Annotated in this window: 9 protein-coding genes; 3 read left to right on the top strand and 6 right to left on the bottom strand. The window is 41.5% G+C overall.

What is annotated here, in order from left to right:
• Nucleotides 1-13: 13 nt before the first annotated feature.
• The 4 genes from FRX45_RS04105 to FRX45_RS04120 form a co-directional block, all read right to left on the bottom strand.
• Nucleotides 14-3619: a TonB-dependent receptor gene (locus FRX45_RS04105; protein ID WP_152267137.1), complete on the bottom strand. Its 3606-nt coding sequence runs from the start codon at nt 3617-3619 to the stop codon at nt 14-16.
• Nucleotides 3620-3755: 136 nt separating this feature from the next.
• A complete protein-coding gene (locus tag FRX45_RS04110) occupies nt 3756-4877 on the bottom strand; it encodes a FecR family protein (RefSeq protein ID WP_152267138.1) in 1122 nt (373 codons plus the stop codon).
• 85 nt (nt 4878-4962) lie between these two features.
• The gene (locus tag FRX45_RS04115) at nt 4963-5580 is read right to left on the bottom strand and encodes an RNA polymerase sigma factor (protein WP_152267139.1); all 618 of its coding nucleotides are present in this window, start codon (nt 5578-5580) and stop codon (nt 4963-4965) included.
• Between the two features lie 254 nt (nt 5581-5834).
• A complete protein-coding gene (locus tag FRX45_RS04120; protein ID WP_152267140.1) occupies nt 5835-7526 on the bottom strand; it encodes a glucosidase family protein in 1692 nt (563 codons plus the stop codon).
• Nucleotides 7527-7767: 241 nt separating this feature from the next.
• Between FRX45_RS04120 and FRX45_RS04125 the strand changes: the two genes are divergently transcribed.
• The gene (locus FRX45_RS04125) at nt 7768-8805 is read left to right on the top strand and encodes a GntR family transcriptional regulator (protein WP_152267141.1); all 1038 of its coding nucleotides are present in this window, start codon (nt 7768-7770) and stop codon (nt 8803-8805) included.
• Between the two features lie 49 nt (nt 8806-8854).
• Complete coding sequence (locus FRX45_RS04130; RefSeq protein ID WP_152267142.1) at nt 8855-12430, top strand: VCBS repeat-containing protein; 3576 nt, start codon at nt 8855-8857, stop codon at nt 12428-12430.
• A 169-nt stretch (nt 12431-12599) separates the two neighbouring features.
• Here FRX45_RS04130 and FRX45_RS04135 read toward each other — a convergent pair whose 3' ends face one another.
• Together FRX45_RS04135 and FRX45_RS04140 are read right to left on the bottom strand one after the other, a co-directional pair.
• Nucleotides 12600-13850, bottom strand: coding sequence for a M56 family metallopeptidase (locus FRX45_RS04135; RefSeq protein WP_152267143.1), 1251 nt, complete (start codon nt 13848-13850; stop codon nt 12600-12602).
• A 3-nt stretch (nt 13851-13853) separates the two neighbouring features.
• Nucleotides 13854-14216 carry a BlaI/MecI/CopY family transcriptional regulator gene (locus FRX45_RS04140; RefSeq protein WP_152267144.1) on the bottom strand — a complete coding sequence of 121 codons (363 nt, stop codon included), beginning with the start codon at nt 14214-14216 and terminating at the stop codon, nt 13854-13856.
• A gap of 239 nt (nt 14217-14455) precedes the next feature.
• Between FRX45_RS04140 and FRX45_RS04145 the strand changes: the two genes are divergently transcribed.
• Nucleotides 14456-15019 (top strand): YeeE/YedE family protein, encoded by a 564-nt coding sequence (locus FRX45_RS04145; RefSeq protein ID WP_152267145.1) that lies wholly within the window; start codon nt 14456-14458, stop codon nt 15017-15019.
• Nucleotides 15020-15086: the final 67 nt, after the last annotated feature.

Below are 15086 nucleotides of genomic sequence, written 5' to 3' on the forward strand. Positions count from 1 at the left end.
GTATTTTTTTCAATTAGAAGGATGCACTTAATCTGAACAAAATTTGTTTGGCAGGAGGATAAAGATCATTTTCCGGATCAAGGCCTTTCCATTGTGTAAATGTGGCCAGGTTAATGGCGCTAACGGCAACGCGTATACCGGATAATGTTCCTATTTTGCTTAAGAATGTTTTGGGAACGGTGTAGCCGATTTCAATATTTTTCAATCGCAAAAAACCTGCATTTTCCACAAAGCGGCTTGATTCGCGGTTGTTACCGTTCGGATCTTCGAATACGGCCCTTGGCATGGTGGCAGAAGGATTGTCAGCCGTCCAGCGATCTGATACCGTAGACCATTGATTTACGCCATTGCTGCTCATGGCTTCTCCCCCGGCCCGCTGCCAGTTGTATTTCTGCACATCGCCCACTCCCTGGAATAGTATAGAAAGGTCGAGCCCGCGCCATGAAGCGCTGGCATTAAAACCATAGAAAAAACCTGGTATTGTTTTGCCGAGGTATGTTCTGTCGTTATCGTTGATCAGGCTGTCTGTATCTTTATTCCATTTTCCGGGAGTGGCAGGTCTGCCGTGTACATCAAGAAAATATACATCCCCTGGTTTTGGTCGTTTCACATTGGGGTCGTTGGGGTCTTGTCCGGCAGAAACATCGGTATAATTGGCTCTCCAGGCGTCAATTTCCGCTTCGCTTTGAAAAATGCCGCCCATTTTATATCCCCTGATAAAAAACATGGAGTAGCCTTCAATTACATTGTCGCTGAAGGGAACGCCGCCGTTTAATTTAACTACCCGGTTTTTTACCGTAGTAAAATTGCCGGAAAGATTAATATTAAAATCGCGGCTGAAAGTTTCGGTATAACCCAACTGCAGTTCTATACCACTGTTACGCACAGACGCTACATTTATATCGGGTTGATATTCTATACCTGTGCTGGGTGGTGGGGCTACGGACTGAATGATATTCTTATTCAGTTTATTGTAGTATTCCAGCGTGAAATTAACTTTGTTATTGAAAAGCATGGCGTCAAGTCCAAGTCCGGATGTAGTTAGTGTTTCCCAGCTTAAAATCTCGTTGGCAAAATTGGGAAGGAAAGCACCGAAGTACTGTGTTCCTATGGGGTCGCCGTTTCCGGAACCGAATGAATAATTAGGTACAGTAATACCGGGATTTACGATAGACAGGTAGGCGAATCCGGCAGTTCCCTGTTCATTGCCAACCTGTCCCCAGTTTGCCCTGAACTTAAGATCATTGAGCCAGGGGTTAGGCGTGAAAAATTTCTCTGATGAAACACGCCATGCGAGAGCGGCTGAAGGAAAAGTTCCCCACCTGTAATGAGGCGCAAAACGCGATGAGCCATCCCTGCGAACACTCAGATCAACATAATACTTATCCGAATATTTATAGCTTATTCTGCCCACAAAGCCCAGTAATGCCCTTCTTTCCAGTGTTTGCTGGCCTCCCCCTCCCAATAGGGGCAACTGTGAAGTAGTACGTAAATTGGGATCTCTTGAAAACAATGCACCGCCGCCGCTTAAAATTTTCCATTGCCAATTCTGATGATTGGCGACACCCGTAATTTCAATACTGTGATTGGTTCCTATTGTAGTATTATAGATAGCCTGCAGCTCTTTGGTATAGCTGATGTTATACGTATTGCGGGTGTTTAACGTTGCCACCACATTACTATCTCTGCCATATGGATTACCCGGTGTTTGATTAAAGCGATAACTTTCAAAATCGCTGTAATTATCATTACGGGTGTTAAAATAATCGCCCGCCAGTAAACCCCTTATCCGTAATCCTCTTACAGGGGTTATTTGTATGTAGCCATTGCCTAATGCACGTTGCTGATGGTATACGTTATCGTTAGCCGCCATAAAACCAAAAGGATTGAACTTCGTTTGCTGGCCATATAACGGGTAAGGGTACCCGGCAGCGAATCTTTTTATTGGATTTGAATTTATCAGTGCAGGATCAAAATCAGGATTAGGCTCAAATTCGGTAGCATATACCTGTGCGTAACCTAAATACCCATTGGGATCATGAATAGGTTGCCAGGGTAGCGCAGATAAGGCCGAACCGAGATCACCACTGGTTTCATTAAGGTTTTTTTCATATACCAGCCGGGTGGTCAATCCTACTTCTATGATACGGGAAATTTTACTGCTGATATTGGTAGCCAGGGAATAGCGGTCCAGTTTACTGCCAATTAGTGTTCCCTCAGTTTTATAATAGCTACCGGAAATATAATAATTGAATGTTTCGTTGGCTCCGGATAATTTTAAGCTCACATTCGATACCGGGGCATTTTTATTCAGGTATGCCTTTTGCCAGTCTGTAAAAGAACTGTTGCCCAAATATTTAGGGCTTGCTGCATCAAACTCGGGTCCGAATGCGGTTGGGTCGCCAAAAGGAACAGCAACACCGGCATTGTACTTGGGATTATTATTATAGGCTTCTTCATATAAATCCACCACTTGCAGGGGTGTTAGCACATCTTTTCCCTCCGACACAGAATTTTGAATTCCATAATAGGCATTTAATTCTATTTTAGGTTTTCCCGTTTTCCCTTTTTTAGTAGTGATGAGTATTACGCCATTTGCGGCTCTTACTCCATAAATGGCGGCTGCCGATGCGTCTTTTAATACGCTGATGGATTCGATATCGTTAGGGTCAACAATGGTAAAAACATTGATAGGCGTACGCAGATCCTGCAATACCGCTTCATTTCTCCCCAAGCCTCCTTCCGTAAGCGGAATGCCATCAATAACATACAAAGGATCATTTACACCATTAAAAGTATTTACACCTCTTATACGAACATTAATACGATCGTTGGGATTACCGCTGGGAGTACTTACAAATACGCCCGCCATCCGGCCCTGCATGGCCAGTTCGGCGGAAGGGGCGGTGCTTTTTTCAATATCTTTTGCAGCAGTAGTGGAAACGGCGCCGGTAATATCTTTTTTCTGCCGCTGACCATACCCTATCACTACTACTTCATCAAGCCCGCGTGCTGTGGCGGTAAGTATAATATTGATGTGCTGGCGGTTATTAACGGGAACGCTTTCCGTAACATAGCCTATTGACGTAAGTATGAGGATGCCGTTTTCGGGAGCATTGATGGAAAACTCTCCCTGGGCATTGGTGGCGGTTTGTACCGTGCTGTTTTCCAGTGCAACAGTTACACCTGCCAAAGGAGCTCCATTGGCATCCGTCACCTTTCCCTTTACAGTTATTTGGTTCAGCTTTGGCTCACTGCTTGTAATTACAATAAGATCTTCATCCACCTTTTTAAAAGTAAATCCCGTTCTGGCAAGTATAAGTGATAAAATTTCAGATACAGGCGTATTTTTTACCTGCACATTTACAGTAAGTTCCGCCGGGAAGAAATTACTGGAATAGACGAACCTGTATTCTGTTTTACGCTCAATGGTTTTGAGCGCTTTGCTGATGCTGACCTCCTTAAGGTCAAGCGTTAGTTTGGTTTCCTGCGAATACCCTTTTGCAGATACCTGCAGGCAGGTGGCAAGAATAATGATAACAGCCAGCTTCATAAGCAATGCAATTTTGGTAAGCGCGGATACGCAATGAAGCGCCCGGCTCTTTTGCCTTTTTTTCATATTTTTACCTTAGTTTAAGTTAATAATGAGGCAGGTCAATCTTAATACAGCCTGTCTCAAAACATTTAGAATGGGGGAATGCGTCAACATTTCCCCATCTTTTTCCCTTTTCATTAATTGCAATCGGTTGCTTCGGTTATTTACTGATAATAATATTATTGTTCTCTGCTATTTTATATTCAAACCGCCTTGATAATTGCAGGGCATCTAATACCTGCACAATATTTTTCTGATCAAAAACTGCGGTAAATCTGTATTGCTTTACCTGTTCATCATTAAACCGGATAGTGATATTATACCAACGCTCCAGTTCCGCGGCTACCTCATCCAGCCTGCTTTCATTGAATACCAGCCGGTTTTCTGTCCATGAAACTTCCGTAAGTGTGCTGTCTACTTTACTATAAGTAAGCCCTGTTATTTTAAAATCCTCAACATTCGTTTTTGGAGCATTTTTAACGGCAATCGTTGCTGTATTGTCATCCTTATGATTTGGCAAAATGATCTTTTGATTAGGACGTAACAAAATCTTCTCTGCTGCTTTATTGTGCAGCATTATTTCAACAGATCCTTTTATTAAAGATGTTTCCGTTAGCTTATCTGTTGGATAGGCTTTAACATTAAAAACGGTTCCCAATACTTTTACATCCATGGATGAGGTATGAATTACAAATGGTTTGCCCGGGTTATGCGCTACATCAAAGAAAGCCTCACCCAACAACGAAACCTCGCGGGTATGCGTGTTGAAATCTTTAGCTATATTAATAGTGCTTCCTGCATTCAGCATTACTTTGCTTCCGTCCGGCAATTGAAACGATTTTCTTTCACCCGCCTTGCTTACTCGCGTGTAATTATATTGTAAGGAAAAATCTCCTGTTTGCGTTTGCTCAGCAGGACGTACAGCAAAAAAAACAATAGCTGCAACGGCAGCGGCGGCAGTGGCCCCGTAAAGGAACAGCTTTCGCAGGTTTCCCTTTTTATGAACCGGCGCTTCAAAAGATATTTGCGGCGTATTGATCGCCATATGCTGTTCGGCCGCCCTTTGAAAGGCATTTCTGCCGGCAGTGAATTGTGCGGCATCATGATTGCCGTTCAATAAAGAAAAGAGTGATTTTGCCTGTTCTGCCGCATCGTGTTTTTGCGGGTTATCCCGGATCCATCTTTCCCAGAATGCCACATCTTTTTCGTCTTTTCCGAGGCAATAATTCTGGAAGGAAACATCCAGTATGAAATCCTCGGCCTCATATTCTGTATAGTTCATGTAACAGCTTTTTTGTATTGAGGAGCCCGGCCCAGTTATTTACTATGGAATTGAAGTTTTTTTTACCGGGAAAGGAACAGGGAATCTATAAAAAAAGCATACAGCAGCGCAGAGCCAGTATGGCGGGGTTATAAGTAACAGTGCCTGGTATGGGAGCAGTAATGAAATTAGCTTTAAGCGTTTTTAATGCAGCATAAATAATATTATAAGCAGTTCGCTTGGTTATATTACACCTGGCAGCTATTTCGTCGTAGTCAAGATCTTCAAAAAATTTAAGCTCCATCAGTTCTTTTTCTCTTTGGGTCAATTGATCCAATGCTTTAGTCAGCCTGTCTTTAAGCTCTTTACTGTGTTGCAATTGCACTAAGTATTCTTCATAGGAAGATTCTTCCTGCGGCGCCGTATGCTGGAATAGCTTATTGCTGCGCATTCTGTTGCTTTCCATTTTTATTTCTGCCATCAGTTCCCGCCTGAGGCAGGTAAGCAGGTATGACCTTACATTTTCCACAACAGGAAGCTTGGCCCGGTTATCCCAGAGACGCAATAGTATTTGAGTAATGCAGCCGCTGGTCAGTTCCCGCTGACCGGTTAACTTTATGCCATAGTTCATTAGGCCAACATAATGTTGATTGTATAGTTCCAGCAAGGCATGCTGGTGTCCGTTTTGGAGTTGAATCCAGGTATGGCAGGTTTTGGTCTGCATAATTAATCTTATAGCAGCGATCGGCAATTTCCCCTTTCAGTTGGTTAAGATAAAAATATTTAATGACTATCCGTTGTTTGGTATAATATTTTTTATAAGCACCCCACCAACGTCATTAACGTAAGATGCTGCGTTGCGATCTTTACGTTTTACACTTTAAATCGTTGCGTGAAAAATCACTATCAAATTTCTTAAGTTAATGACGTTGATCACATCGCCATCTTTACAACACAATTCCCCGGGTATAATTGTTTTCAATATTGAGCCACCAGCCTGTTTATTTTGCCTGCTGGCAATGTTACTATAATGTAATTGCTGTTACGGATGGTAACTTTACCTGCTGCCAGTGTTTTGCCCTCTACGCTAACAGTGGCTTTAGTAGCACCCTTGGGAAGTAAAATACGGACCTTGCTTTTATGCATATCTCCATTGATTGCAAGTTGAATGGTACGCAACACCGGGTCATGTTCATATTTGTAGCTGATAGCTGCTCCCGACGGGCCATATACCACATGAACACTGGCTTTGTTAATATCGGCCGCCAGCCAGCGCGGCGAAATTTCCACCGTTCTGAAAAGTGAACTTTTATCTGATACACCGGCCAATCCTTCAATTAATGCGCTGTATACGGCTGCCTGCCCCCAATTGTCGGGAATGCCTTCATCTACCGTTCCATCTGGTTTATAAGCTACCGGCAGGTTTCCCTTGTGTTTTTTCATTAAAACCATAAGCCTTTGTAAAATATCTACCCCATAGCTTTCATATCCATGCCGGAAAGCCGCTTTTGCCAGTTCGCCTGCTACAATGGTATTTACGCCGCCGTTCATATAGGAACCGGGCTGGTAATCAGCAAAATGTGGCAGCACCGCAGGGTAAATGCCATACCATTCTGCAAATGATGCTGAACGCTGATCTTCTTTTAATTTTTGGTAAGTATGTATAATAGACTGAGCCATCTGTTCAGTGGGCAAGCCCCGGTTAATATCGTAAGCATTGGATAGGCTCAATGTATTTTGCTGATCCATGGTAAGATAAGCAGGCTGGGGATCGTCCTCTATAAAATGAGCATAAAATTTTCCATTCCAGCACAGGGCATTTGTTCTTGTTCTGAAATGTTGTGCCTTGCTGGTCCATTGCTGCGCTGCGGACGTATCACCTGTTATGGTAAACATAGCCGACAATTGTGTACAGGCTGCATACATGCCACTGTTATCGCCATGCATAATGCCCATGGGGGTATTTTCATCAATATCAAAAATGCCTTTCTGCACGTTACCACCATTCTTTGTATATTCTTCCCTGGTAGCGGGCAATTGCATAAAATCCCATGTATCCAGGGTATAACCTCTTTTTATCAACTGGTGTTTTTTTGACCAGCGCAGCGGATCGGTCATCGAATAGTTTATTCCTTTTACCAGTGTGGGTAGCCATCTGGTTATAAAAGCTGTATCGCCGCTACATTGCCATACGGTATATACGCCTTCCACCAGCAAATATTCAAGGTCTGCTTCTACGGGTAAACGGTGCATCTCAATGCTGTCTTCAGGAAAAACTTTCCAATATCTTTTATGGAATATATTTTTCCTGTTGCCTGCTCCTCCATAATTAAGCGGGAAATAATAATCGAAATAAATACCTTCCTCCGTTTGGTTTTCAAGGAAAAACTCAAGAAAGCTTTTCATATCCGGATAAAGGTATTTCATGGCTTTCATTACATGTACATGATCCCTGATCCAGGGAACAAATACATTTCTTTGTTTACCGCCGAGCGTATCTGTCCACTTTTCCTGGTAATGCATCATATTATGTTCCAGTTGCTGCAGCATAACCGCGTATGCACCAGTTTCTCTTCCAAAGGCAGTTCTGCTTTGTGATGCGCCCTGTAATAGTATGGCAGTTAGCAATAATGCCAGGCTAAAATGTATGATCAGTTTTTTTGTGTTCATTAGTCGCCTTTTGGAAGAAAATGAATGCTTTTATAATTCAGGGGGCTTTACCGAATCCAATATACATCACCGGCCGGTACGTACTATGCTGTTGTGTGCCGGTTAACTGAATGTATACGCTATGCGAATGTTAATTACTTGTGAATAATTAAGTGCTGCATTTATATTACATACTGAGGCGCCGCTATTCAATAGTAGGAACCAACGTCAGGTGTAACACGAAACACTTTACCGAAACAATATGCTTAAAAACGACTGCCTGCAAACCATATTTCAGATAGATGCCCAACGCAGAACGCCAAAATATCTGCAGATTGTTCATTCTGTAACAAAAGCTATAAGGCAGGGCCAGTATAAAAAAGGCGACAGGATATTTTCTATCAACGAGCTCAGCAATGAATGTTTGCTTTCCCGCGATACTGTTCAAAAAGCGTATGATATGCTGGAGCAGGACAAGATTATAGAAGCAGTTCGGGGTAAAGGGTTTTATATATCCAGAACAAATATTGTTGTTCCTTACAGGGTGCTGCTGGTTTTTAACAAACTGAGTACCCATAAAAAAACGATATACGATTCATTTGTACATACACTGGGTAATAAGGCTACCGTAGAACTTAAGATACACCACGCCAGTTCGCGGTTGTTTGATGATATTATTGAAACCAGCCTGGGATGCTACGATTATTATGTGGTAATGCCCCATTTTTGCGAACAAACAGAGCAAACGTATAACAGCATTCATAAAATACCACAGGAACAATTAATTTTATTGGATAAGGATCTACCAACCGGCAACCGGATTCATAAAGCGGTTTACCAGGATTTTGAACACGACATTTCGGAAGCATTGGGGTCGGCTGTGGAAATGCTGCGGAAGTATAGAAAATTGATTTATGTGCATTCCAAATTACTGCCGCACCCGGTGGAGATCATCCGGGGTTTCAGAAAATTTTGTCTTCAATACGATTTTGAATACTGTATTAAGCCGGAGATGAATTTAAATGAAAAGCTGCAGCCGGGAGAGGCTTATATTGTAGCTGAAGATACCGACCTGGTGAGACTTATTAAAAATTGCAGGAACGAAAAACTAAAGGTAGGGAAGGATGTTGGTATCATTTCCTATAATGAAACACCTCTCAAAGAGATTTTGCTGGGCGGCATTTCAGTTATTTCAACGGACCATTCAAAAATGGGAGAAACTGCGGCCCGGCTGATTCTTGAAAATCGGGAAGAAAAAATCAGGAACCCTTTTTCGCTGATCATGCGTAAATCACTCTAACAAATATTTCCAGCATTTACCGGCTTTATTTTTCTATAAATGTTTTGCTATGTTCAGTAATCGCTTCATTTTGTTTTTTTATTTTTTATTTTTTGTTGGTATAACAGCCTGCACCAATGAGCCATCAGGTTTGTTTAAAAGAATTTCATCCTCTCATTCAGGCATACATTTCAATAATCGTATTATAGAAAACGATTCCCTCAATCCTATAGATCTTGAATTTTTATACAATGGAGGTGGAGTGGCTGTGGGCGATTTTAATAATGATGGACTGTCCGATCTGTATTTCACAGCGAGCACAGGCTCCAACAGGCTTTACATGAATGAAGGTGATTTTAAATTTAAGGATATTACAGGCGTAGCCGGCGTTACGGGAGAGGGAAGATGGAGCAATGGAACTTCCGCAATAGATATTAATAACGATGGCTGGAAAGATATTTATGTAAGCGCTGCCATAAAGAAAGACCCGGAGCAACGGAAAAATCTTTTATACATCAACCAGGGAATCGACAAAAATAATGTGCCCGTATTTAAAGAAATGGCCGGGGAATATAACCTGGCCGATACCAGCCATTCGGTGCACGCTGCATTTTTTGATTATGATAATGATGGCGACATAGACATGTACCTGGCTACTACCAAACCCGCCGGCAGAAATGCCGCGCAATTTTATAATAAAAATGTAGCCGACCCGGCCACCGGTGATTTTGATAAACTGTTTCGCAACGACTGGAATGATGCCTCCCAACACCCAGTGTTTACAGATGTAACCCGGCAGTGTGGCATAGGCGTACATGGTTTTGCACTGGGGCTCGCCGTGGCCGATATTAATAAAGATGGCTGGAAAGATATTTATGTGGCCAACGATTTTTTTACCAGTGATGAATTGTATATCAACAACAGGAACGGAACTTTTACCAATAAGCTCGATCAGTACATCAGGCATACTTCTCAAAATGCTATGGGTACCGATATTGCTGATATGAATAATGACGGGCTTGCCGATATCATAACTGTTGATATGAACCCCGAGGATAATTTCCGAAAAAAGAAAAACATGAACAGCGCTAATTATTACGTGTATCAAAACATGATCAATGGCAACTATGCTTTACAATATATCCGCAATACTTTGCAGCTTAACCAGGGACCGGCTATGCGAACTATGGATTCTATAGGGGAACCTGTTTTTAGCGAGATTGGATTTTTTTCCGGTGTGGCGGAAACAGACTGGAGCTGGAACCCTAACCTGGCTGATTTTGATAATGATGGCTATCGCGATATGATCGTTACCAATGGTTATCCGCGTGATGTAACCGATCATGATTTTGGCGCTTTCCGGCAAAAAGCCTCACCCACTGTAACAAAGCAGCAGCTCATAAACCAGATGCCTCAGATCAAAATTCCTAATTATGCATTTCGCAATAACGGAGCGCTGCAATTTGAAAATGTAACGCAGCAGTGGGGACTAAGCGAACCCAGCTTTTCAAGCGGAGCTGTGTATGCAGACCTCGACAATGACGGTGACCTGGATTATGTAATAAACAATATTAACGAAGAAGCTTTTGTATATAAAAATACACTGAATACAAAAGAGCACATTGCTGCTAATTTTTTGCAGTTGCGGTGCAGGGGCGATAAAACAAATATAAATGGATTAGGCGCGATTATAACACTGCATTATAATAACGGGAAACAACAAGTGTATGAAAATTCTCCCTATCGCGGTTATCTTTCCACTGTTAGTGACATTGCTCACTTTGGTATGGGGAAAACTACAAAAGTGGATTCACTGGTAATTGTTTGGCCCGGAAATAAAAAACAGGTGATCCGTAATGTAAGCGTTAACCAGCTGGTACAGGTGGATATACAAAATGCTTCATCATATACTTCACCGCAAAGTACAATTGCGGCCGATAACCTGTTTACGGATATTACGCCTGGTGCGGGCATCAGCTACCGGCATAGCGAAATGGATTTTGTGGATTTCAATTACCAGCGTTTATTACCACATAAATTTTCCCAGTATGGTCCTGCCCTGGCGGCCGGCGATGTGGATGGCAATGGACTGGACGATATAGTTACCGGCGGCAATACGATCAGTGATGCCGTTGCTTTGTTGCAACAATCCAACGGTAAATTCATTCAGCAAAAGCTACCGGCGGCTACGGGAAAGGATGCCCGAAGTCCCGAAACAATGGGTATTCTTTTATTTGATGCGGATAAAGATGGCGACAATGATATATACATGGCAAGTGGCAGCAGTGAGTTTACCCCCGGTACAAAAAATTACCAGGATCGTTTGTATGTGAACCAGGGCAAAGGAAAATTTAAAATAGATGAGCAGGCAATACCTTTAAATTATACCAGCAAAAGCTGCGTAAAGGCTGCAGATTATGACCATGATGGCGACCTTGACCTGTTTGTTGGCGGAAGAGTATTGCCCGGGAAATACCCGCAACCGGTAAGTAGTATTATTTTACGAAATGATTCAAAAGCAGGGGCGGTTAAATTTACAGATGTAACGGCGGATGTAGCCAAAGCGTTTACTGGTATTGGTTTGGTTTGCGACGCTTTATGGACGGATTTTGATAATGACGGTTGGGAAGATATTATTGTTGCCGGTGAATGGATGCCATTAACATTTTTAAAGAACAACCGGGGAAAATTTGAACGGCTCAAAAATAGTGGTATTGAGCAGCACAAAGGCTGGTGGAACAGCCTTGTGGCAGGTGATTTTGATAATGATGGCGATATGGATTATATAGCAGGCAATCTCGGGCAAAATTCATTTTACCGCGCTACAGCGGAAAATCCCATGCGTATTTATGGAAAAGATTTTGATAAAAATGGAGGATATGACATCATCACTACTATGTATTTAAAAGATGAGCAGGGAGTAAGGAAAGAATTTCCGGCGCAAAACCGCGATGAAATCATGGAGCAGTTGCCGGGGTTAAAAAAGCGGTTCCTTACCTATAAAAGTTTTGGTAAAGCCACTGTTCATGACATGTTTACGAAAGAAGAATTACAGGACGCCCTGCTAATGGAAGCGAACAATATGAAAAGCTGTTTTATAAAGAACATGGGCAATGGCAAATTTGAATGCCATCCCTTGCCGGTGCAGGCACAGTTAGCGCCTCTGTATGGTATGGTGGTGGATGACTTTAACGGCGATGGAAACCCTGATGTGGCAATGAATGGCAATGATTTTGGAACGGAAGTGGCCACGGGACGCTATGATGCATTGAACGGATTGGTATTGCTTGGAGATGGAACCGGAAATTTCAATGCGCAAAGCATACAGCAAAGCGGTATTTTCATTCCCGGCGATGGCAAGGCGCTGATCCGGTTACAACAGGCTGGCGGGCATTACCTGATTGCCGCTTCACAAAATCAAAATGCGTTGAAAGTTTTCAGGCTGAAAAAAAGCAACCGGCTGATTGCTTTGCAACCCGATGAGCTGTATGCTATTGTTCATCTCCAAAACGGTGAAACCCGCAAAGCGGAATTTTCGTACGGCAATTCATTCCTTTCACAATCTGCCCGCTTTATTACAGTGAATGAAGCTATGGAAAGCATTGAAATTTTTAACCGCAAAGGGCAGAGCAGGCTGATTAAGTAAAATAAATATTTTTGAAGGGATTTGAAAAAAACCGTTGTGAAATACCGCCTTTTGCTTTTGTGGCTCAACTGGCTTATATTTTATCAATTCCCTCAATATCGTTTTCAACTTATCTGGCACTGCACAAACGATATTTTCTGTATCTAAAAAAGAGATGGCGTTTTATTGTTTATTTTTTTTGCAATAATTTTTCCCCGACTACTGTTATTGGTTCCAACCTTAGGTTCTTATCTGATTTATGTCCAACCACTGTTATTGGTTCCAAACCTGGGTTCTTGTCTGACTTATGTCCGACTACCGTTATTGGTTTCAACCTTAGGTTCTTACCTGATTTATGTCCAACTACTGTTATTGGTTCCAACCCTGAGTTGTTGTCTGACTTTTGCCCGATTACTGTTATTGGTTCCAAACCTGGTTTCTCATCTGACTTATTTCCGGTTACTGTTATCGGTTCTGCATTCCGCTTAAAAGGTGTTGAAGTAGATTTTGGAATAGTATCTTCAGAAGGTTTCTGAATTTCTTTTGCTGTTTGAAAATTTGTTTTTGTATCTGTTTGTGCTTTAACATTAACAGATAGAACTGCCAATACAATTAAAGTAATTGGGAGTACCAATATCTTCCTTAAATAGGAATATTGGGTTTTGTTTGATAAACCAATCATATTTAACCGGCGTTTTATTGATGAATTAAAAAATGAATGAGACGGCGAAAGGTAGCTGCCTTCATTGTGAGAATGAAGAAGCATTTTTGCAAAAGATTCTGTATCGCCATTTTCAACAGAAGCTGCATCTGCAATAAATTCGTGTATCGTATTTAGCTCTCTTTGAATTAACCAGTAAAAGGGGTTCATCCAAAATGTACAAAAAACCATTTGGGCAAATAATTTGTCATAAGTGTGTTTTTGCGTAATATGAGTCAGTTCATGGTTTAAAATTTTTTTCCCATTGATATCTGTTGCAGAAAGCCCCTGCTTCCAGAATAAATTGCTGAAAAAAGAAAATGGGGCCTGATTAACTTCTGTTTCAATTAAAGTGTATCCCTGCATTTTTGTATTCGTATTCATTCGCTTAATTCTATAAATCCACATTATTTTTGAAGCTAAAAGAAAAAACAATAAAATACTTATAAATGTACTAATGCTGAACAACACAGAACAGATAGTAAAAAGCTTAACCGGGTCGCTTATAACTGGAGAATTTATAATGGTTACAAAATTAGTCAGAGGACTATTTTGTGCTTCTACAATATAAAACCATCTGAAATTTATAAAAGGAATTATAAGACTAATAATTATTGACAGCAACAAATAAAACCTGTTGTAGAAATGAAATTTTTTATTCCTAAGGGCAGCCTGATAATAGAGGTACAAAACTCCACTGGTAATAAATGATTTGATGAGACAGGCGGCTAATATATCCATATACTATTTCTTAGTTTTTTTTATTTGCTGCAATAAAAGCTCCAGGTCCTTAACTGATAATTTATTTTCATCAACCAAAAATGAAATGACATTCGTAAAAGAGCCTTCAAAATATCCTTTTGCAACATTATCCAGCGTTGATCTTGAGTATTGCTCTTTTGTAATTACCGGATGGTATCTGAAAAACCTTCCAACATTTTCAGTTTCTACAAAGCCCTTATCCACCATAGTTTTAAGGACCGTTGCAATAGTGTTTTTGTGTGGTTGCGGTTTAGGCATTTTTTTAACGATTTCCATCAATAGGCCACTTTCCAGTTTCCATAACACCTTCATTATTTGTTCTTCTGCTTTCGTAAGGGATCTCATAAACTATCTTTGTAGTTCAAAGATAAAACTATTTTTATAGTTCAGTAAATTTTTTTATAATTTTTTTTCGCAATGCTTCCAGTGAACCTTTTACATAAATTTAGGAGTACAAGCCAGTGCATATAAAACTGGATAGTAACTGCATATTCGTTTGAAGAGGAGTGGCCCTGCCTGAAATGGTCAGAAAGGAAGCAGCTTGAAGGTTATTGCGTAAATTGCACTTATAAATAATTACAATTATGCTTGAATGGCTTAAACAACCCTGGCCATGGTATGTAGCCGGACCCCTGATTGGATTAACCGTACCTGCTTTACTGCTGCTTGGCAACAAAACCTTCGGTATATCCTCTTCGCTGCGGCATATCTGCGCCATTTGTATTCCCGCCAAAATTCCGTTTTTCCGGTACGACTGGAAGAAGGAGACCTGGAATCTGTTTTTTGTGGGGGGCATTTTGCTGGGCGGTATAGTGGCAGCACAGTGGCTGGCTAATCCTGCACCTGTGCTGGTACATCCTCAGCTGGCGGAAGAACTGGCGGCTTATGGCGTAACGGATTATAATGGGATTGTGCCCCGCGATCTTTTTTCGTGGCAGGAATTATTCACCCTGCGCGGTTTTATTTTGATAGTAGTGGGCGGTTTTATGGTTGGCTTCGGCACCCGCTATGCAGGAGGCTGTACCAGCGGTCATGCCATTATGGGACTGAGCAATCTGCAATGGCCGTCACTCGTAGCTACCTGTTGCTTTATGATAGGCGGCTTTGTAATGACCTGGCTTATCCTTCCCCATATTCTCCAATTATGATCTAAAAATCCAAATATAGGGTTTAACAATAAATCAGAAATCCACAAATCAGAAATCAGAAATCTCA

Source organism: Agriterribacter humi (genome assembly GCF_009192765.1).
In the GTDB taxonomy this organism is placed as follows: Bacteria; Bacteroidota; Bacteroidia; order Chitinophagales; family Chitinophagaceae; genus Agriterribacter; species Agriterribacter humi.